At 43.7% G+C, this 19630-nt stretch carries 21 protein-coding genes and 3 tRNA genes; 21 read left to right on the top strand and 3 right to left on the bottom strand.

Going from position 1 to position 19630, the window contains the following annotated elements; all coding sequences use genetic code 11:
• The first annotated feature begins 22 nt into the window (after window positions 1–22).
• The 3 genes from L4C38_RS21060 (at window position 23) to L4C38_RS21050 (ending at window position 334) form a co-directional block, all read left to right on the top strand.
• A tRNA-Met gene (locus tag L4C38_RS21060) sits at window positions 23–99 on the top strand.
• Window positions 100–131: 32 nt separating this feature from the next.
• Window positions 132–207: transfer RNA gene (locus L4C38_RS21055), tRNA-Gly, on the top strand.
• 50 nt (window positions 208–257) lie between these two features.
• A tRNA-Met gene (locus L4C38_RS21050) sits at window positions 258–334 on the top strand.
• A 609-nt stretch (window positions 335–943) separates the two neighbouring features.
• Here the strand turns inward: L4C38_RS21050 and queG are convergent.
• The gene (gene queG / locus L4C38_RS21045) at window positions 944–2065 is read right to left on the bottom strand and encodes a tRNA epoxyqueuosine(34) reductase QueG (protein WP_428799498.1); all 1122 of its coding nucleotides are present in this window, start codon (window positions 2063–2065) and stop codon (window positions 944–946) included.
• Between the two features lie 189 nt (window positions 2066–2254).
• Here queG and tsaE point away from each other — a divergent pair, with 189 nt between their 5' ends.
• The 9 genes from tsaE to L4C38_RS21000 all read left to right on the top strand — a co-directional run bounded on the left by tsaE (window position 2255) and on the right by L4C38_RS21000 (window position 11623).
• Window positions 2255–2719 (top strand): tRNA (adenosine(37)-N6)-threonylcarbamoyltransferase complex ATPase subunit type 1 TsaE, encoded by a 465-nt coding sequence (gene tsaE, locus L4C38_RS21040; RefSeq protein ID WP_428799497.1) that lies wholly within the window; start codon window positions 2255–2257, stop codon window positions 2717–2719.
• Window positions 2713–4431, top strand: a complete 1719-nt coding sequence (locus L4C38_RS21035; RefSeq protein ID WP_428799496.1) for a LysM peptidoglycan-binding domain-containing protein — start codon at window positions 2713–2715, stop codon at window positions 4429–4431. Before tsaE ends, L4C38_RS21035 begins: the two co-directional genes overlap by 7 nt.
• A gap of 14 nt (window positions 4432–4445) precedes the next feature.
• Window positions 4446–6419 carry a DNA mismatch repair endonuclease MutL gene (gene mutL / locus L4C38_RS21030; RefSeq protein ID WP_428799495.1) on the top strand — a complete coding sequence of 658 codons (1974 nt, stop codon included), beginning with the start codon at window positions 4446–4448 and terminating at the stop codon, window positions 6417–6419.
• The gene (miaA, locus tag L4C38_RS21025; protein WP_428799494.1) at window positions 6416–7363 is read left to right on the top strand and encodes a tRNA (adenosine(37)-N6)-dimethylallyltransferase MiaA; all 948 of its coding nucleotides are present in this window, start codon (window positions 6416–6418) and stop codon (window positions 7361–7363) included. The genes mutL and miaA overlap by 4 nt, the downstream gene beginning before the upstream one ends.
• Window positions 7364–7543: 180 nt before the next feature.
• Entirely contained in the window at window positions 7544–7810 is a 267-nt protein-coding gene (hfq, locus tag L4C38_RS21020; RefSeq protein ID WP_428799493.1) for an RNA chaperone Hfq, read from the top strand.
• Between the two features lie 40 nt (window positions 7811–7850).
• On the top strand, window positions 7851–9140 hold the full coding sequence (gene hflX, locus L4C38_RS21015) for a ribosome rescue GTPase HflX (protein WP_428799492.1): 1290 nt from the start codon (window positions 7851–7853) through the stop codon (window positions 9138–9140).
• A gap of 45 nt (window positions 9141–9185) precedes the next feature.
• Complete coding sequence (gene hflK / locus L4C38_RS21010) at window positions 9186–10382, top strand: FtsH protease activity modulator HflK (RefSeq protein ID WP_428799491.1); 1197 nt, start codon at window positions 9186–9188, stop codon at window positions 10380–10382.
• Between the two features lie 2 nt (window positions 10383–10384).
• Entirely contained in the window at window positions 10385–11365 is a 981-nt protein-coding gene (gene hflC / locus L4C38_RS21005; protein ID WP_428799490.1) for a protease modulator HflC, read from the top strand.
• 72 nt (window positions 11366–11437) lie between these two features.
• Window positions 11438–11623 (top strand): DUF2065 domain-containing protein, encoded by a 186-nt coding sequence (locus L4C38_RS21000; protein ID WP_428799489.1) that lies wholly within the window; start codon window positions 11438–11440, stop codon window positions 11621–11623.
• 18 nt (window positions 11624–11641) lie between these two features.
• On the opposite strand, the gene L4C38_RS20995 is transcribed toward L4C38_RS21000, so the two are convergent.
• Both L4C38_RS20995 and L4C38_RS20990 read right to left on the bottom strand, forming a co-directional pair.
• Complete coding sequence (locus tag L4C38_RS20995) at window positions 11642–11869, bottom strand: SlyX family protein (protein WP_428799488.1); 228 nt, start codon at window positions 11867–11869, stop codon at window positions 11642–11644.
• Window positions 11870–11873: 4 nt separating this feature from the next.
• Window positions 11874–12851, bottom strand: coding sequence for a WD40 repeat domain-containing protein (locus L4C38_RS20990; protein WP_428799487.1), 978 nt, complete (start codon window positions 12849–12851; stop codon window positions 11874–11876).
• A 132-nt stretch (window positions 12852–12983) separates the two neighbouring features.
• Here L4C38_RS20990 and fkpA point away from each other — a divergent pair, with 132 nt between their 5' ends.
• The 9 genes from fkpA to L4C38_RS20945 all read left to right on the top strand — a co-directional run.
• Entirely contained in the window at window positions 12984–13760 is a 777-nt protein-coding gene (fkpA, locus tag L4C38_RS20985; RefSeq protein WP_428799486.1) for an FKBP-type peptidyl-prolyl cis-trans isomerase, read from the top strand.
• Window positions 13761–13991: 231 nt separating this feature from the next.
• Entirely contained in the window at window positions 13992–14714 is a 723-nt protein-coding gene (locus tag L4C38_RS20980; protein ID WP_428799485.1) for a helix-turn-helix transcriptional regulator, read from the top strand.
• Entirely contained in the window at window positions 14711–15103 is a 393-nt protein-coding gene (tusD, locus tag L4C38_RS20975) for a sulfurtransferase complex subunit TusD (protein WP_428799484.1), read from the top strand. The genes L4C38_RS20980 and tusD overlap by 4 nt, the downstream gene beginning before the upstream one ends.
• Window positions 15100–15456, top strand: coding sequence for a sulfurtransferase complex subunit TusC (gene tusC, locus L4C38_RS20970; protein WP_428799483.1), 357 nt, complete (start codon window positions 15100–15102; stop codon window positions 15454–15456). Before tusD ends, tusC begins: the two co-directional genes overlap by 4 nt.
• 9 nt (window positions 15457–15465) lie before the next feature.
• Window positions 15466–15741, top strand: coding sequence for a sulfurtransferase complex subunit TusB (gene tusB / locus L4C38_RS20965; RefSeq protein WP_428799482.1), 276 nt, complete (start codon window positions 15466–15468; stop codon window positions 15739–15741).
• A 181-nt stretch (window positions 15742–15922) separates the two neighbouring features.
• On the top strand, window positions 15923–16297 hold the full coding sequence (rpsL, locus tag L4C38_RS20960; RefSeq protein WP_004399892.1) for a 30S ribosomal protein S12: 375 nt from the start codon (window positions 15923–15925) through the stop codon (window positions 16295–16297).
• Window positions 16298–16392: 95 nt separating this feature from the next.
• Entirely contained in the window at window positions 16393–16863 is a 471-nt protein-coding gene (gene rpsG / locus L4C38_RS20955) for a 30S ribosomal protein S7 (protein ID WP_428799481.1), read from the top strand.
• Between the two features lie 143 nt (window positions 16864–17006).
• Entirely contained in the window at window positions 17007–19106 is a 2100-nt protein-coding gene (gene fusA, locus L4C38_RS20950; RefSeq protein ID WP_428799480.1) for an elongation factor G, read from the top strand.
• Between the two features lie 155 nt (window positions 19107–19261).
• Window positions 19262–19630, top strand: a 369-nt coding sequence (locus L4C38_RS20945; protein ID WP_428799479.1) for a GTP-binding protein, incomplete at its 3' end; no start/stop codon positions are given.

Raw genomic sequence — 19630 nt, 5'->3', positions numbered from 1 at the left:
GTACTTAACAATGACATCCGGACGCGGGATGGAGCAGTTTGGTAGCTCGTCGGGCTCATAACCCGAAGGTCGTTGGTTCAAATCCGGCTCCCGCAACCACATTTAGAGCAATTGCTTTTGCGATTGGTCATGCGACACTAGCTCAGTTGGTAGAGCGCAACCTTGCCAAGGTTGAGGTCATCGGTTCGAACCCGATGTGTCGCTCCACTTTCTTTAAGTGGAAATAGYCWTCATTGTGCTTAACAATGRCATCCGGACGCGGGGTGGAGCAGTTTGGTAGCTCGTCGGGCTCATAACCCGAAGGTCGTCGGTTCAAATCCGGCCCCCGCAACCAATTCTCTTATGAGAATAAAAGATGCAAAAATGATGAGGCTAAACACGAGAAATTCGTGCCCAAAGTAGTCACATTCATCAAAATATCCCTTCAAGTGAAACTTCATTTGATTCGGTCTTACGACCACCGCTCTTTCTAATGCTGTGAAGCATAAATCCCCAAAAAAAAATGAGTCCACCTACTTGTTAGGCGGGCGTTTGACTTTTTCGTTTTCTATAACAGTTCGTTAGAGTGCGCGCGCTTGTGTACACTGGTTTTATCTATATAACTAACAGACTTATCCACAAAAACGCACCTGTGGATAACTTGGTGGGTAACCTGATTTTTTGTTCTGAATAATGTAATCAAAAAAGATCTTTGTCTGAATGCTAGTCACATTTTTAATTACGAATAAATGTAAACTATTGTTTTGAAAGGAATTACCGTTAAAGTATTAGTTTGTTGTGGAAAAATAATAGATCATTAACTAAAAATACATTGATCCTAGTCATTTATTCTTGTTGTGATTAACTTTCGTTTGGTTATCAAATTGTCCGCGCTACAATTTTTTTTTCCACATTGACAAATTGAGAACCAAATCAAGTTTTCATTTCGTATAGTTGGCAAGCATTATGCGTCTCTAGATAAACCCTTTTGCACAATCCGTATTAATCGTTCACGCTTTATCAATATTTTGTTTTTTTCTTCTGCTTGCGTTAGTTGTTCATCGATAGCCCATTCAATATGTTCATCAAGTACAGCCGATAATCCTTTGCGACTTTCGAGTGAATCGATAATGACCTGAGAGAACGGTGCATTCCCCATCGCTACAGAAAGGTTTCTCAGCCATTGTAAGTGACCAATACGACGAATTGCTGAACCTTCCATGTTTCTTAAGAAGGTATCTTCATCCCAGCAAAACAAGTCGACTAAATTGGGTTCCACTAATGATGTTCGACGATGAAAGTCAGTTTGCTTGGTTATATTTGAAAAACGATTCCATGGGCATACTAGCTGGCAGTCGTCACAGCCATAGATTCGATTACCCATAGCTTTACGAAATTCAACTGGGATGACGCCATCGAACTCGATCGTGAGGTATGAGATGCATTTACGCGCATCAATAACCCCGTCTTCAACAATCGCATTGGTTGGGCAAGAGGTGATACAGGCTTTACACGTACCACATTGGTTTTCGCTCGGTGTATCAACCGGAAGTGGTAAGTCAATAAGCAACTCGCCAAGAAAGAACCATGAACCGCATTCTTTATCTAGAATTAGAGAATGTTTGCCTGACCAACCTAATCCGGCCTTTTGAGCAAGCGGGCGTTCAAGTATTGGTGCAGAATCAACAAAAGGGCGATAGTTGAGCTGCTCAACTTCCTTTACAATTAATTGACCTAGCTTTTTAAGTTGATTACGAATTAACTTATGATAATCACGACCTAAAGCATAGCGGCTAATGTAGGCATGATTGGGATTGTCGAGGTTGCTGGCAAATTGGGCCTCTGGTGGTAAGTAGTCCATACGAACACTAATCACACGCACTGTCCCTGGCAGTAACTCACTTGGACGAGCTCGCATCATGCCGTGACGTGCCATCCAATCCATTGTGCCGTGGTAGCCTGCATCAAGCCACTTTTGCAGCTCTGCTTCATGTTCTCTCAAGTCTACATCGCAGATGCCAACTTTTTGGAAGCCAAGTTCTTTGGCCCAAATTTTGATTTTATCTGCCAGTTCTTGATAGTTCATGCTAGCGTTACTCAAACAAAAGGGGGCGGGATCTTACAAGATCTTAAGGGTAGGATCTAGCTATCGATTATTCATACGATAGCGATTATTTTCCTTTAACTTACATAAGAGCTCTTGTCTCTCAATTCCAACCCAGTTTACTATCCCAGTTCTTTTGATTTTTATATAGTCACATTCGAGAAAATAGTCATGAGCACGAAACAACTTGTCTTACCCGATGAACAAGCAACAATTCTACTAGGGGCGGCTTTAGCTGGCGTATGTTCGCAACAAACCACCATCTATCTGCATGGTGATCTTGGCGCTGGTAAAACAACCTTAAGTCGTGGGTTTGTGCGTGCGTTAGGACATCAAGGAAATGTGAAAAGCCCAACCTACACACTAGTTGAACCTTATCAACTCGACCAATGGCAGGTTTACCACTTTGATTTATATCGGCTAGCTGATCCCGAAGAACTCGAGTTTATGGGTATTCGTGACTATTTTACATCCGATGCGATCTGTCTAGTGGAGTGGCCTGAAAAAGGAACAGGCTTACTTCCGCAAGCCGATCTGGAAATTGATATGCGTTACAGTGGCGAGCAAAGAATCGCCCAAGTCACGGCTAATAATGAATATGGAATACGTCTTTTAGACCAGTTGGAGTTATGTTGAATTTTCACTCTATACGCGCCTTCTATCTATACATTGCATTTGTTTTGTCACTGGTTTCTACATCGTTGTGGGCCAATACATTGGAAAGCTTGCGTGTATGGCCATCACCGGATGAGACTCGAGTTGTAATCGATCTTAAGTCGGAAGCGGAGTTTAGCTACTTTTCGTTGTCGAGTCCCCAGCGCTTGGTAGTGGATCTGAAAGATACTCAGCTTAAAACTAAATTACCTTTAACGGTGAAAGGGAGCCCTGTACTTAAGAAGGTACGTCAGAGCTCACCGCCAAATTCAGGTACCTACCGTTTGGTGTTTGAATTAACCAAGAAAGCGCCAGTTAAGCTATTTAAATTGGCACCAACACCGGGTGGTCAGTATGGTCATCGTCTAGTGGTGGATTTTTCTCATAGTGGCAGTAAGGCGGCAGTGGCTACGCCTTCATCGAGTAAAACTCAAGTTAGTCGTGATGCATCACAGTTGTTAGGTACCGCTGACATTGTTGTTGCTCTTGATGCGGGACATGGTGGTGAAGATCCCGGCTCTATTGGTCCAACACGCAAGTATGAAAAACATGCAACATTGGCAATTTCTAAGAAAATAGCAGCCCAGATTAATGCAATTCCGGGAATGAAAGCGGTAATGACTCGACGTGGTGATTATTTTGTTAACCTGAACAAACGCTCAGATATTGCACGCAAGAACAAAGCGCATCTGTTGGTTTCTGTTCACGCTGATGCTTTTCATTCACCTAAGCCAAGGGGCGGATCAGTCTTTGTTCTAAACACGCGACGCGCAAACACAGAAATTGCACGCTGGGTAGAGAATCACGAAGAGCAATCTCAATTGTTGGGTGGCGCGGGGGAAGTGCTAGCGAAAAACAACAATGATAAGAATGTCAGTCAGACGTTATTGGATTTGCAGTTCAGCCATTCTCAGAAAGAAGGCTACAAAGTGGCGACCAAAATACTGCGCGAGATGAGTCAAGCAGGCGTTAGACTGCACAAGAAGGACCCAGTCAATGCAAGTTTGGCGGTCTTAAAATCACCAGATATTCCTTCAGTTTTGGTTGAGACGGGTTTTATTTCTAATCCAACTGAAGAAAGACTGCTTTTCCAGCGTAGTCACCAAGACAAACTGGCGCGCTCTTTAGCCAAAGCAATAGTTAAATACTTTGAAGAAAACCCACCAGAGGGAACGCTTTTCGCAAATCGTGGTAAGAGCATTAAACACAAAGTATCGCGCGGTGAGTCGCTTTCTGTGATTGCCAAGAAATATGGGTCATCGACTAAGGCTATCATGCAAGCAAATAAGCTGAAAAATTCTGGCTTAGCTGTAGGTCAGATGTTGACTATTCCTGGCGCTCAAGCAGCAGTCGTTGTTCCGAAAGCGAGTAATCCGGTAGAAACTAAAGTGGTGACTCATCGGGTTCAGAAAGGTGAATACCTAGGCAAAATTTCAGCGAAGTACAAAGTGTCCGTTGCTGATATCAAGCGTGAAAATAAACTGCGCTCAGATACGCTGAAGCTGGGTCAAAAACTTAAAATCACAGTAAGCCTAAAAGACCAACCACTGCGAAAACACAAAGTATCACGCGGTGAGTTTTTGGGTAAGATTGCTAGGAAGTATGGCATCAGCGTAGACAGTTTACGTCGAGCTAATAACTTGAAATCGGATCAACTCTCCGTTGGTCAGACTCTTATCATTCCTCATAACTAGTTGGCGAAATCGATATGGCGATCAAAATTCTACCCGCTCGACTGGCTAACCAAATTGCAGCAGGGGAGGTGGTTGAAAGACCAGCTTCTGTTGTAAAAGAGCTAGTGGAAAACAGTCTGGACTCCGGCGCCACGCGCATCGATATTGATATTGATAAAGGTGGCGCAAAATTGATCCGCGTTCGAGATAACGGCAAAGGGATTGTTAAAGACGAGCTAGGGTTGGCGCTTAGTCGCCATGCAACCTCTAAAATCCACACTTTAGATGACTTGGAGGCGATAATGAGCTTGGGCTTTCGCGGTGAAGCGTTGGCCAGTATAAGCTCCGTCTCGCGATTGACGATAACGTCCCGCCCGGCAACTCAAGAACAAGCTTGGTCTGCGCAAAGTGAAGGGCGAGATATGGCGGTAAAACTGCTACCCGCCGCCCATCCAATTGGCACTTCTGTTGAAGTGTGGGATTTGTTTTTCAATACCCCAGCGCGCCGAAAGTTTCTTCGCACAGAAAAGACTGAATTTGCGCATATTGATGAGTTGATAAAACGCATTGCACTCAGCCGATTTGATGTGACGATCAACCTGCGTCACAACGGTAAATTAGTGAAGCAGTACCGCGCAGCAAAAACTGACGTTCAGGAAGAAAAGCGCATTGGTGCGGTTTGTGGCAATAGCTTTGTGCGTCATATGCTTAAAATAGAATTGGAGCATCAAGGTTTAAAACTGCACGGTTGGATAACGACACCGGACGGCGCGCGGCAGCAAAGTGATCTTCAATACTGTTATGTGAACGGACGTATGATGCGCGATAAGTTAATCAATCACGCTATTCGCCAAAGTTATGAAAAGAGCCTGCGACCGGAACAATTTGCTACCTATGTTCTCTATATCGATATCGACCCTCATCAAGTTGATGTGAACGTTCATCCTGCGAAGCATGAAGTGCGCTTTCATCAGGCACGTTTAGTTCATGATTTTATTTATCAAGCGTTGTCGGATGCACTGGCTCAAAGTCGTCATATTGATCAGCCCGAAATTAAGTCATCCGCGTTTCATACCCCGGTTGATATTTCTCAACACGAAGAACCCGCCGCAATTTACGCCACACCGGCTTTGGATACGTCAGTTGTTCCTGCACAGGTATATAAGGCGGTAGAACAAACTCCAAATTATCCCGGTCGAACTGCAGATAAAAGTGAAAGTCGCAGTGGTGTTCGTGAGCAGTCATCGAATAATGATTGGGGGCAAAGTCGTTATGTGTCACAAAGCAAGACTAACCAGCGACTTGTTCAGCCTTCACCATCGAAACAAGAAGTTGCGGTATATCAGCAATTGATGAAAACGCCAGAGGTAGCAGTGATGGATACCTCTGTGGTACAGAGTAAGCCGTCAGTATCAACTCCTCAATCAATAGAATCACTTGGCAAAGCGATTTGCCTGGTTTCTGGGCAGTTTGTTTTGATGGCAGATAAACATAGCGCGTACTTGGTGTCACTTGCTAAGGCAGAATGGCTTAAAGTGTATGGGCAGCTACAGGCAGAGAAAGAGCCGCTAAAAAGTCAGCCTCTTTTGGTGCCACTGTCACTGAAATTGGATTTAGAACAAGCTCAGGTTATCCAACAATGTTCAGCCCAATTTTCTTTGTTGGGCATTGAGCTAAAGTCGCGGAACTCACAATCTGTGATGGTGATGGGGGTCCCTCAACCATTACGGCAACAAAACTTACAACAGGTGATACCAGATCTGTTATCTTACGCGGCTTCTTTAGCCCAGCAGACGAACAGTCATAGTGGTGAGAACTTCGAATTAATAGTGTTGTCAAAATGGCTAGCGGATCAAGTGACCGTAGTAAAAAGCGACTACACTTTGTCCGAAGCAATTCAAATCATTGCCGAAGTCGAGATGCTCTGGCAAGGGCAGCTTCCTTTGCATGATACACAGTTTGTGAGACCGATTGATTTTTCTGCAACGATTGCAGCTTTTAACTTATGAATAAAGAATTACCACTAGCCCTATTTTTGATGGGGCCTACCGCATCAGGTAAAACGGATTTAGCTATTCGTCTTCGCCAGAAGTTTCCAGTCGAAATTATCTCTGTAGATTCGGCTTTAATTTACAAAGGAATGGATATCGGAACGGCGAAGCCGGATGCAAACGAGTTAGCTCTTGCCCCGCATAAATTGATCGACATTTTGGATCCTACCGAATCATATTCGGCTGCCGATTTTTGCCGCGACGCTCTGCGTGAGATGAATGACATTGTGGCACAAGGAAAAATCCCGCTGTTAGTGGGTGGGACCATGTTGTATTACAAAGCATTGTTGGAAGGTTTGTCACCACTTCCAGCTGCAAACCCTGAAATTCGCAAACAGATCGAACATGATGCATTGACTCTCGGTTGGGATGTGCTGCACGATCAGTTACGTGAAGTTGATCCCGTTTCCGCAGAACGTATACACCGTAATGATCCACAAAGATTGTTACGGGCGTTGGAAGTTTATCGAATTTCAGGTAAAACTCTTACTGAGTTAACGCAAACCAAAGGCGAAAGCCTGCCGTTTAATGTTAAACAGTTTGCTATAGCTCCCAAGGATAGGGCTGAGCTCCACCGTCGTATCGAGTTACGCTTTGGAAATATGGTAGATGCGGGTTTTGAAGATGAGATGCGGGCGTTATACGCTCGTGATGATCTTCATCTTGATCTACCATCAATTCGCTGCGTAGGATACCGACAGATGTGGAATTATTTGGATGGGAATTGCAGTAAAGAGGAAGCGGTTTTCCGCGGAATTTGTGCAACCCGCCAATTGGCCAAGCGACAAATTACCTGGTTGCGCAGCTGGGATAATTTAACTTGGTTAGATAGCGAAAACATTGAACAAGCACTAGAAACTGTTTCAAATGCCGTGGTGTCTGATGGTTCAAGCTGTGTATAATGTGATCGCTTTTGCGTGAATGTACCCTGCAAAGGATCTGTTACTTGAATTTTGTGGTATTTACCGCCATAACAGTAATTCAGGGTTTTTTATTCGTTTAGCTCAGATGTAACAAAACTCTGTTGCAACAAACCGCTAGCTAAATAACTAAAACAAAATTACAAAATAAGGAAAATAAAAATGGCTAAGGGGCAATCGCTACAAGACCCATTCTTGAACGCTCTCCGTCGAGAGCGTATCCCAGTGTCTATCTACCTTGTGAACGGAATTAAGCTTCAAGGTCAGATCGAATCTTTTGACCAATTCGTGATCCTACTTAAGAATACGGTTAACCAAATGGTGTACAAGCACGCAATTTCAACAGTTGTGCCGGCTCGTCCAGTAAGCCATCACAGTGGTGAACGTCCACAGAATGGCGACCGTCCATCAGAGAAATCGGAAGATTAATCTCTGAATATAAGTAAGTATTACATTGAGGAGTTGATGCTTGTTTGACCGTTATGAATCCGGTGAGCGAGCCGTACTTGTTCATATCAACTTCACGCAAGAAGGGGAGTGGGAAGATCTCAACGAATTTGAGATGTTGGTGTCTTCAGCGGGCGTATCCTCGTTACAAGTCGTAACAGGCAGCCGTCAGTCGCCACTCCCTAGATATTATGTCGGTGAGGGTAAAGCTCAGGAAATTGCACAAATAGTGCAATCAACTGAAGCGGATATTGTGATTTTCAATCACGCCCTTTCTCCTGCCCAAGAACGTAACCTTGAAGCGCTTTGTCAATGTCGAGTCATAGACCGTACTGGTTTGATTCTTGATATTTTTGCACAACGAGCTCGTACTCACGAAGGTAAATTGCAAGTTGAGCTTGCTCAGCTTCGACATATCTCAACACGATTAATTCGTGGTTGGACGCACCTTGAAAGACAAAAAGGTGGTATAGGTTTACGTGGTCCAGGTGAAACTCAGTTAGAGACTGACCGACGTCTTTTGCGTGAACGTATTAAGGCTATTTTGCGCCGATTGGACAAAGTAGCTAAGCAACGAGAACAAGGTCGCCGAGCAAGAAGTCGAGCAGAAATTCCAACCATCTCTTTGGTTGGTTACACTAACGCAGGGAAATCGACCCTGTTTAACAGAATTACTGAAGCTGGTGTATACGCGGCTGATCAATTATTTGCTACATTAGACCCGACATTACGTAAGATTGAACTAAATGATGTTGGTGCCGCGATACTGGCTGACACAGTTGGTTTTATTCGACATTTACCTCACGATCTAGTGGCCGCCTTTAAGGCAACACTGCAAGAAACACAAGAAGCTGACATTTTGTTACATGTTGTCGATGCCAGTGATGATCGTTTTCGTGAGAATATGCAAGCTGTGCATGCCGTACTAGAAGAGATTGACGCCCATGAGGTGCCTTCACTCGTTGTCATGAATAAGATTGACTGCATGGAGGATCAACAGCCTCGTATTGAGCGCGATGAGGAAGGTCTTCCTCGGACAGTTTGGGTGTCAGCAATGGAAGGCATCGGAATTGATCTACTATTTGATGCTTTGACTGAGCGTTTAGCCAGACAAATGGTGCAATACCAATTGTGTGTTACTCCACAGCATCAAGGTCGATTACGTAGTACATTCTTCCAGATGAAGTGTATTCAGCAAGAAGAGTATGACCAAGACGGTAATTTGTTGATCAATATTCGAATGCAACAAGTGGATTGGTCTAGACTTGAAAAAAGAGAAGGGGCAGTTTTACGTGACTTTATAGTTACTTAAATGACTGCTACAGTATAACGTCATATCAAATGATGGAGCTTTCTAATGGCGTGGAATGAGCCTGGTAATAACAACGGCAACAATGGCCGCGATAATGACCCTTGGGGTAATAATAATCGCGGTAATAAAGGTGGCCGTGATCAAGGACCGCCAGACTTAGACGAAGTCTTCAATAAACTAAGTCAAAAACTGGGTGGCAAATTTGGTGGAAAGGGTGGTAAAGGCCCGTCTATCGGTGGTGGCGGTGGTGCACTAGGTTTAGGTGTCATTGCTGCGATTGCGGTAGCGATCTGGTTCTTTGCTGGCTTCTACACTATAGGCGAAGCTGAACGTGGTGTGGTTCTGCGACTAGGTAAATACGACCGTGTGGTCGATCCTGGTCTTAACTGGCGTCCTCGTTTTATCGACGAAGTGACTGCCGTTAACGTGCAGGCTATTCGCTCGCTACGTGCATCCGGCACAATGCTAACGAAAGATGAAAACGTTGTGACCGTTGGTATGGATGTTCAGTATCGTGTCGCCGATCCATATAAGTACTTATACCGTGTAACAAATGCGGATGATAGTTTGCGTCAAGCAACGGATTCTGCTCTACGTGCGGTTATTGGTGACTCGCTGATGGATAGCATTCTAACTAGTGGTCGTCAGCAAATTCGTCAAAGTACTCAAGAAACATTAAACAGCATTATTGATAACTACGATATGGGTTTAGTGATCGTAGATGTCAACTTCCAATCAGCACGCCCACCTGAGCAAGTAAAAGATTCGTTCGATGACGCTATCGCAGCTCGTGAGGATGAAGAACGTTTTGAACGTGAAGCAGAAGCTTACCGTAATGACATTCTACCTAAAGCAACAGGTCGAGCTGAGCGTTTGAAGAAAGAAGCTCTGGGTTACTCTGAGCGCATCGTCAATGAAGCGTTGGGTCAAGTGGCACAGTTTGAAAAGCTATTACCTGAGTATCAAGCAGCACCGAAGGTTACTCGTGACCGTCTGTACCTAGATACAATGGAGCAAGTGTACTCAAGTACTTCTAAAGTATTGATTGATTCAGAATCAAGCGGCAATCTTCTTTATCTACCAATTGATAAATTGGCTGGTGACGGTGGTAATACTCAAACGAAACGTAATACGAAGTCTTCTTCTACTTACGATAAAATTGAGCTTGAATCGACTAAAGGTACTGAAACATCATCAGGTACTTCATCTCGTTCATCTGATTCGCGTCAAGGGAGATACTAATAATGCGTAAGTTAATGATCCCAGTATTAGTAGTCACTTTGGCTCTAATGTTGATGTCACTATTTGTGATCCCTGAGGGTGAACGTGGCATCGTGATTCGTTTTGGTCGAGTACTAAAAGATAACAATGAGATTGCTCGTATTTATGAGCCTGGTCTGCATTTCAAAATGCCAATGTTTGATAGCGTCAAAACATTAGACGCTCGTATTCAAACTATGGATGGTCGTTCTGACCGTTTCGTAACGTCTGAGAAAAAAGACGTGATCATTGATACGTATGTTAAATGGCGTATCGAAGATTTCGGTCAGTTTTACCTGGCAACGGGCGGCGGTAATACGCTAACGGCAGAGACACTGTTAGAGCGTAAAGTGACAGATGTGCTTCGTTCTGAGATCGGTTCACGCGAAATCAAGCAGATTGTTTCTGGTCCTCGTAATAAGGATGTGTTGCCAACTGATATTAACAGTGAGGAAGTAACGACAGAAGCTGCGAAAGAAGCGTTAGAGATTGATGGTGAACGTGACATCATCATGGCAAACGTTCTCACTGGTACGAGTGCTAGTGCGGCGGGTGACCTAGGTGTTGAGATTGTTGATTTCCGAATGAAGAAAATCAACTTACCAGACAACATCAGCGATTCAATCTATAAGCGTATGCGTGCGGAGCGTGAATCAGTAGCGCGTAAACACCGTTCACAAGGTCGCGAGAAGGCGGAAGTTATCCGCGCTCAAGCAGAGCTTGAAGTAGCAACAACACTTGCTGTTGCGGATAGAACGGCTCGAGTGACTCGTGGTACGGCCGATGCTAAGTCTGCAAAAATTTACTCTGATGCTTATAGCAAAGATCCTGAATTCTTCAGTTTCTTGCGTTCACTTCGTGCGTATGAGAAATCATTCAGCAGTAAGAGCGATATGCTAGTGCTGGATCCAAACAGCGAGTTCTTCCAATACATGAACAACGCTAAAGGTTTACCTGCAAAGTAAGCGGTTATATAAAATAGTAAAGGCTCCTTTTATAGGAGCCTTTTTTTTGACAATAGAGAGTGGAATATAACAATGTCGAATTCAATTTGGTTGGCGATAGGCTTAGTGTTGATTGTTGAAGGATTAGGACCTTTATTAGCACCGAATGGCTGGCGTAATATGGTGGCGGAACTGAGTCAGCAGCCTGATACGCAATTGAGACGAATCGGTGGTTGTCTAGTGGTTGCTGGAGTCGTGATTGCCTACTGTTTTGCTTAACATTAAACTTCGAATTGTTTAGTAATGCGGTGGCGGTGTTTCTTCGGTTGGGTCAGCTAAATTTGATGAATCCATATTCTTCACTTTACCAACCATATATTTCATCTGATCTTGCATTTTAGTAATCAATAGCTGCTGCTGACTTAGCGCATCGTTCAGTGAATCAATAGTCTGTTCTTGAAAAGCGATTTGACACTCAAGGTCATTAATACGGTTTTCTAGTTCGATGATCTGCTTTTCTGTCATGGTATTAATCTATTTTCCAAGCTTGAGCGATGCCAGCCGATGTGCCAGTTACGACTCGGTTCTGATTGTCGAAGGCTGCATCATACACTACTGCCCGTGGAGGACGAGCATCTTTTAAAGGCTCAGCTTCAAATCCCTCTATGCGTTCACCTGTTTGCGTATCCCATACCATTACTTGGCTGGAAGGGGTTCCGGTAATCAGTTTTAGACCGTCATCTGAGAAGCGAGCTGTCGAAAAAATTAACTGACGCGAAAAACTACTTAGCTGAGAAATCGGCTTTCCATCTATTAAATCCCATACTATAGCTTGATTGCCCCCGTCAGAAGTAAAACCATACTTACCATCGCGATGCAGAGCGACACGCACAACACGCTGTTCGTGCTCGAAGGCGTGTAACGCTTGCCCCGTATTGGTATCCCACAGGTATGCGTTATAGTCATTGCCTCCTGTTAGAGCAAAACGACCATTTGGTGAAAGAGCCACGGAATTAACTTTTTCTCGATGAGCAAGGAACTCTAATCTACGACCGGTGACTAAATTGACATGAATGGCTTTACCATTCGATAGCCCAAGTAGTACCTGTTCACCATTGTTAGTTATATCAACATCGCGGATGGTGCCATCAGAGATAGACCATAGCCCTTCAGATTGAGTCCAAGCCAGATCCCAAACGGCAAAGTTGACTTGACTGGCCGTAATGGCGTAGCGACCGTTATCGGAAATACGAATGTGAGAAACAGTACTGGTCTGTTGATCTTGTGGACCAAGATCGGCAAGTTTCTGGGACTCATAGAGATCCCACAATACAAGTTGGTGTTCTTTGGAATACAGTAACGCAAAACGAGCGTCGCGACTGAGTGCGAGACCACTGGTTCCTTTGAGCTCTAGATCCCAACGTTGATCATTGGAATCCGAGAAAAAGCAGCCATTTAACGCTATGATGACAAAAGCTATGATGAAAGTGTTAAAAAATATTCGCATTAAGTTCCAAATATCCACTTGGTTTTCATTAATTTGAAGGCATATTAGGTATATTGGTACATCACGTAGATGCACACCAGTTTTTATTCGAAATTTGTGCACAACGGCAAATGCCGTCAATTGGAGAGTTCAATGAAATCAATATTTAAAGTGTCACTGCTTGCAGCTACAGTTATGTTAGCGGTTGGCTGCCAAAAAGAAGAAGAGCCAAAGAAAGAAGTGGCGCCTGCAACTGAGCAAGTTCAAAAAGCAGTTCACTTTAAAACGGAAGATGATAAAGCGGCATACGCGATTGGTGCTTCATTTGCCGGTTATCTTTCTCAAAGCATTGAAAAACCAAGTGAAATTGGTATTGATTTGAAAAAAGAGTTAGTGCTAAAAGGCATTGAAGATGTATTTGCAGATAAACCTGCGCTTAATGAAGAAGAGATTCGTGCTGCGTTAGAAAGTCTTGATAAACGTGTTGCAGAAACGATGCAAAAACAAGCAGTAGAAAAATCAGCGGCGAGCAAGAAATTAGGCGAAGAATTTCGTGCCGAGTTTGCTAAGCAAGAAGGCGTAACAACTACTGATTCTGGTCTGATGTACAAAGTGTTGACGCCAGCAGATGGTGAGAAACCGAAAGAAACCGATACTGTAGAAGTGCATTATAAAGGTACTTTGACTGATGGTACTCAGTTTGACAGCTCTTATGATCGTCAACAAACAGCCACTTTCCCTCTAAATCGAGTGATTCCTGGTTGGACGGAAGGCGTACAACTTATGACTGTGGGTTCTAAGTTCCAGTTTGTTATCCCGCCAGAACTTGCATACGGTGAGCAAGACACGCCAAGCATTCCTGCCAATTCAACACTAGTCTTTGACGTTGAGTTAATTGCTATTGATAATGGCGAGCAAGCAGCTGAATAAGCTAACATCCTGATTTATAAAGGCTCGATTTATCGAGCCTTTTCTTTTTCGATGAAAGAGCTTCAATGCATAAACTGTATGTTAAGCAAGTAATTGCATTTTAATTACATGATCAATGCCCACGAATTATTTGTTCTAAATCACTAGTTAGTCTTATAGCTTAGTGTTCTCTTCAAAATTTCTGATAAACTTACATCAATTTGTTGATTAATCGCTCGAAGGCTAAAGATTGTGACGATGACAGAAACCTTATATATGGATATGTTGCTCGAAATGGAATCCGTCAAAGTGATGCCATTCAGTGAGCACGACCAAATCATACTTAAATCTTATGAAGCAGTAGTAGATGGCATGGCTAGCTTAATTGGTCCCTTCTGCGAAATTGTTCTACATTCATTGGAAGATCTTAATACGTCGGCGATAAAAATTGCCAATGGTGAAAATACAGGTCGCCAAGTTGGCTCTCCTATCACTGATTTAGCATTGAAAATGCTTAAAGATATTGAAGGTTCTGAGCGTAATTTCTCTCGCTCTTATTTCACTCGAGCTAAAGGTGGCGTGTTGATGAAGTCAATCACTGTTGCAATTCGCAATGGTGATAACCGAGTGATTGGCCTGTTATGTGTCAATATCAACTTAGATGCGCCGTTCTCACAAGTATTACAATCTTTTATGCCAACTCAAGAAGCAAAAGATGCGGCTTCATCAGTTAACTTCGCCAGCGATGTGGAAGAGCTGGTGGATCAAACGGTTGAACGTACGATTGAAGAAATCAATGCCGACAAATCAGTATCGAATAATACCAAGAATCGTCAGATTGTTATGGAACTCTATGACAAAGGTATTTTTGATATTAAAGATGCGATCAACCGAGTGGCAGATCGATTGAATATTTCAAAGCACACTGTCTATCTTTATATTCGTCAGCGTAAGATTGAGGACGACGAGAATTGAGTTTAACTTATACTCTGGTGGTCAATGGTTCTGTTTATGGCAGCCAATCTGCTCGAAGTGCCTATCTGTTTGCCAGTAGGTTGATCGAAAAAGGACACACTCTAGTGAGTGTGTTTTTCTATCAAGATGGTGTAACAAATGGCACTAGTTTAAGTGCGCCAGCTAACGATGAATTTGATTTAACGAAGGCTTGGCAAACACTGGCTTTGCAACATGATGTTCGTCTGGAGACTTGTGTCGCCGCGGCATTGCGTCGAGGTATTGTCAGCCAAGAAGAGGCAACGCAGCACGGGCTTACACAGTGCAATCTAGCCGAAGGATTTCATCAAGCTGGTCTTGGCAGTTTAGCTGAAGCGATGCTAATTCAAGATAGAGTGGTGCAATTTTGAGTCGATTAACCTATCTATTTCGCAGTTCTCCACACGCAACATCTTCTGGTCGTGAGGGAGTAGATGCTTTATTAGCCGCCTCTGCTTATTGCGAAGATATAAGTGTGATTTTTATCGGCGATGGCGTTTATCAGCTACTGCAAGGTCAACAGCCCAGCGAAATATTGAGTAAAGATTATGCACCGATGTTGAAGCTATTTGATCTCTACGATATTGAACAGGTGTACGTTTGCGCCTCATCGCTTGAACAAAGAGGTTTAGCGCAAGCTGATTTGGTGATCGATGTTGAACGTTTGAGTGATCAAACGATACAAGAGAAATTACATCAAGCAGGTAAGCTGTTGTCTTTTTGAGAGTGACTTATGCTACATATCGTAAAATCCCTCACTGCACTCAATGAATTAGTCACGCTCTATAGCGATGGTGATCAAGTGCTATTGATTGAAGATGCTGTGTATGCCAGCAATGCACAACATCCAATTTTTCCTATACTCAAGGCGTTAGAGGTATTTGTCTTGGTTGCAGATGTACAAGCTCGTGGCATTCAAAACCGCGTTAGTCCTTCTTGCCATCAGATAGATTACGCAGGCTTTGTTGATCTTACGGCGAAGCAAATTAGTTCTTTGACCTGGAATTAGGCTCAAAGGCCTATTAATACTAGGGATAAGTGTTATCGCTATCTCGAAGGTTAAAAAAAAACTGTATATTTCTTGACACACCTCTCACTGCTGAATAGAATTTTGCGTCCCTATATTACCTATGGTGTTTAGGGCTAGATTTTTCACAAAGCTTATTTTCAAGTAATTCAGGAGCTAGTTAATGGCAACTATTAACCAGTTGGTTCGCAAGCCTCGTGCTAAGCAAGTTGTTAAAAGCAACGTGCCTGCACTAGAAGCGTGCCCACAAAAACGTGGTGTATGTACTCGTGTTTACACTACTACACCTAAAAAACCTAACTCAGCACTTCGTAAAGTTTGTCGTGTACGTCTGACAAACGGCTTCGAAGTTACATCGTACATTGGCGGTGAAGGTCACAACCTTCAAGAGCACAGTGTTGTACTAATCCGTGGCGGTCGTGTAAAAGACCTTCCGGGTGTACGTTACCACACTGTTCGCGGCGCACTTGACTGTGCTGGCGTAAATGACCGTAAACAAGGTCGTTCTAAGTACGGTGTGAAACGTCCTAAGTCTTAATGGAATCCGTTAAGTAAGGCCAAACACTAAAATATTTAATTTTTGAAGAAACTGAAAAGTTTTGGATAACCTGAAAAAGACAACGGAGAATATCCATGCCACGTCGTCGCGTTATTGGTCAGCGTAAGATCCTTCCAGATCCTAAATTCAAATCTGAATTGCTGGCAAAATTCGTTAACATTCTTATGGTTGACGGTAAAAAATCTACTGCAGAGAAAATTGTTTACACTGCACTAGACACTATGGCTGAGAAATCTGGTAAAGATCACTTAGCTGTATTTGAAGAAGCTCTTGAAAACATTCGTCCAACGGTAGAAGTTAAATCTCGCCGTGTGGGTGGTTCAACTTACCAAGTGCCAGTAGAAGTACGTCCGGTTCGCCGTAACGCACTTGCTATGCGTTGGGTTGTTGAAGCTGCGCGTAAGCGTGGTGAAAAATCTATGGCTGCACGCCTAGCTGCTGAAATGCTAGACGCGTCAGAAAACAAAGGTACTGCGGTTAAGAAACGTGAAGACGTTCACCGCATGGCTGATGCTAACAAAGCATTCGCTCATTACCGTTGGTAATACCTTTCAGTGCTGCGAGATTCCTCGCGGCACTTCTTTAGTTCCTATGCGTATGCTAGGAACTATTGCTATATCTAGGGTCTGAAGTTTTATGCTTCTTCCTTGGTCATAGCAATAGTCCCTAAGTTTAAGAGGATTCAACCGTGGCCCGTAAAACTCCTATTGAGCGCTACCGTAATATCGGTATCTGTGCGCACGTAGATGCAGGCAAAACAACCACAACTGAACGTATTCTGTTCTATACTGGCCTTTCTCACAAAATCGGCGAAGTTCATGATGGTGCTGCAACTATGGATTGGATGGAGCAGGAGCAAGAGCGTGGTATTACTATCACATCTGCTGCTACTACGACTTTCTGGCGTGGTATGGAAGCGCAATTCCAAGATCATCGCGTAAATATCATTGATACCCCAGGGCACGTAGATTTTACTATCGAAGTAGAACGTTCTCTTCGCGTACTTGATGGCGCGGTAGTTGTATTTTGTGGCTCATCTGGTGTTGAACCTCAGTCTGAAACAGTGTGGCGTCAAGCCGATAAGTACCACGTTCCTCGTATGGTATTTGTCAATAAAATGGACCGCACCGGTGCAGACTTCCTACGTGTAGTAGACCAAATTAAAAATCGTCTTGGTGCAAACCCAGTTCCTATCCAACTAAACGTTGGTGCTGAAGAGAACTTTAGAGGTGTTATTGACCTTATCAAGATGAAAATGATCAACTGGAATGAAGCCGATCAAGGCATGTCGTTTAATTACGATGAAATACCAGCTGATATGCAAGAACTTGCTGAAGAGTGGCGTATGAATCTAGTTGAAGCAGCAGCTGAAGCTAGTGAAGAGCTGATGGACAAGTATCTTGAAGATGGTGAATTAACAGAAGTAGAGATCAAACAAGCTCTACGTACTCGTACACTTAATAATGAAATCGTATTGGCCACTTGTGGTAGTGCGTTCAAAAACAAAGGTGTGCAAGCAGTGCTAGACGCTGTTGTCGAATACTTACCATCGCCGGTTGACGTTCCTGCTATCAAAGGCGTCGATGACAATGGTAAAGACGTTGAGCGTCACGCTGACGATAATGAACCGTTTTCTGCATTAGCATTTAAGATCGCGACGGACCCATTTGTGGGTACGCTAACTTTCATGCGCGTTTATTCTGGAGTAGTAAATACAGGTGATACTGTTTACAACTCAGTAAAAGAAAAGCGTGAGCGCTTTGGTCGCATCGTACAGATGCATGCTAATAAACGTGAAGAAGTAAAAGAGATTCGCGCGGGTGATATTGCCGCTGCAATTGGTCTGAAAGATGTAACCACAGGTGAAACGCTGTGTGACCAGAGCCATAAAGTGGTTCTAGAGCGCATGGAATTCCCAGAACCGGTTATTCAGATTGTAGTCGAGCCTCGTTCGCAAGCAGACCAAGATAAAATGGCTATTGCACTAGGTAAACTAGCTGCAGAAGATCCATCTTTCCGCGTTGAAACGGACAACGAAACAGGCCAGACTCTGATTTCTGGTATGGGTGAGCTTCACCTTGATATCATCGTAGATCGTATGAAGCGTGAATTCAGCGTTGATTGCAACGTTGGTAAACCTCAAGTTGCTTACCGTGAAACCATCCGTGGTACAACTGAAGTGGAAGGCAAGTTCGTTCGCCAGTCTGGCGGTCGCGGTCAATACGGTCACGTATGGATCAAGCTTGAGCCTTCTGAACTTGGTGAAGGTTTTGTTTTTGTTGATGAAATTGTGGGCGGTGCTGTACCTAAAGAGTTTATTGGCTCAGTAGGTAAAGGTATCGAAGAGCAATTAAACAGTGGTGTACTTGCTGGTTATCCTGTGTTGGATATTAAGGCTACTCTGTTTGATGGTTCTTACCATGATGTTGATTCAAGCGAAGTAGCGTTTAAAATCGCTGGTTCAATGGCATTCAGGAAAGGATCGCTTGAAGCGAACCCAGTTATTCTTGAGCCTATGATGAAAGTTGAAGTAACCACTCCTGAAGATTGGATGGGTGATGTTGTAGGCGATATTAACCGTCGTCGAGGCATGATCGAAGGTATGGATGAAGGCAACGCTGGTCTAAAGATCATTCGTGCACAAGTACCGCTATCTCAAATGTTTGGTTATGCAACCGATCTACGTTCTGCAACTCAAGGTCGCGCCTCATACTCAATGGAGTTTCATGAGTACGCAGAAGTGCCTAAGACGTTTGCAGATGCAATTATCGCAGAGCGTGGTTACTAGTCTGGACAGATTGTTTGAAATAAGTCAGAGACTTTTTTCAAGAACAATACGTCCAAATATTGCGCTGACGAACGTTGGCGCATAAAATAGCAAATTCTGGCGCGTCGGTGATCAATAATGTTCACGGCGAATCATAACTAGGAAGGAACACGAACGTGTCTAAAGAAAAATTTGAACGTGTAAAACCGCACGTAAACGTTGGTACTATCGGCCACGTTGACCACGGTAAAACAACTCTAACTGCTGCTATCTGTACTACTCTTGCTAAAGTGTACGGTGGTGTTGCTAAAGACTTCGCATCTATCGATAACGCTCCAGAAGAGCGCGAGCGCGGTATCACTATCTCTACTTCACACGTAGAATACGATACTCCAGCACGTCACTACGCACACGTAGACTGTCCAGGACACGCGGATTATGTTAAAAACATGATCACAGGTGCTGCACAGATGGACGGTGGTATCCTAGTTGTTGCTGCAACAGATGGTCCAATGCCTCAAACTCGTGAGCACATCCTACTAGGC

The sequence above is a fragment of the Vibrio kasasachensis genome (assembly GCF_050337565.1).
GTDB lineage: Bacteria > Pseudomonadota > Gammaproteobacteria > Enterobacterales > Vibrionaceae > Vibrio > Vibrio kasasachensis.
The sequence above is the reverse complement of the archived record's forward strand: the minus strand, read 5'-3'. Positions and strand labels throughout refer to the sequence as shown.

What these genes read in the sequence shown, in the direction of transcription:
- rpsL (WP_004399892.1), top strand. Translation starts at nt 15,923, where the DNA reads ATGGCAACTATTAACCAGTTGGTTCGCAAGCCTCGTGCTAAGCAAGTT.
- tsaE (WP_428799497.1), top strand. Translation starts at nt 2,255, where the DNA reads ATGAGCACGAAACAACTTGTCTTACCCGATGAACAAGCAACAATTCTA.
- L4C38_RS21035 (WP_428799496.1), top strand. Translation starts at nt 2,713, where the DNA reads ATGTTGAATTTTCACTCTATACGCGCCTTCTATCTATACATTGCATTT.
- mutL (WP_428799495.1), top strand. Translation starts at nt 4,446, where the DNA reads ATGGCGATCAAAATTCTACCCGCTCGACTGGCTAACCAAATTGCAGCA.
- rpsG (WP_428799481.1), top strand. Translation starts at nt 16,393, where the DNA reads ATGCCACGTCGTCGCGTTATTGGTCAGCGTAAGATCCTTCCAGATCCT.
- miaA (WP_428799494.1), top strand. Translation starts at nt 6,416, where the DNA reads ATGAATAAAGAATTACCACTAGCCCTATTTTTGATGGGGCCTACCGCA.
- fkpA (WP_428799486.1), top strand. Translation starts at nt 12,984, where the DNA reads ATGAAATCAATATTTAAAGTGTCACTGCTTGCAGCTACAGTTATGTTA.
- hflC (WP_428799490.1), top strand. Translation starts at nt 10,385, where the DNA reads ATGCGTAAGTTAATGATCCCAGTATTAGTAGTCACTTTGGCTCTAATG.
- L4C38_RS20990 (WP_428799487.1), bottom strand. Translation starts at nt 12,851, where the DNA reads ATGCGAATATTTTTTAACACTTTCATCATAGCTTTTGTCATCATAGCG.
- tusB (WP_428799482.1), top strand. Translation starts at nt 15,466, where the DNA reads ATGCTACATATCGTAAAATCCCTCACTGCACTCAATGAATTAGTCACG.
- L4C38_RS21000 (WP_428799489.1), top strand. Translation starts at nt 11,438, where the DNA reads ATGTCGAATTCAATTTGGTTGGCGATAGGCTTAGTGTTGATTGTTGAA.
- hfq (WP_428799493.1), top strand. Translation starts at nt 7,544, where the DNA reads ATGGCTAAGGGGCAATCGCTACAAGACCCATTCTTGAACGCTCTCCGT.
- hflK (WP_428799491.1), top strand. Translation starts at nt 9,186, where the DNA reads ATGGCGTGGAATGAGCCTGGTAATAACAACGGCAACAATGGCCGCGAT.
- L4C38_RS20995 (WP_428799488.1), bottom strand. Translation starts at nt 11,869, where the DNA reads ATGACAGAAAAGCAGATCATCGAACTAGAAAACCGTATTAATGACCTT.
- queG (WP_428799498.1), bottom strand. Translation starts at nt 2,065, where the DNA reads ATGAACTATCAAGAACTGGCAGATAAAATCAAAATTTGGGCCAAAGAA.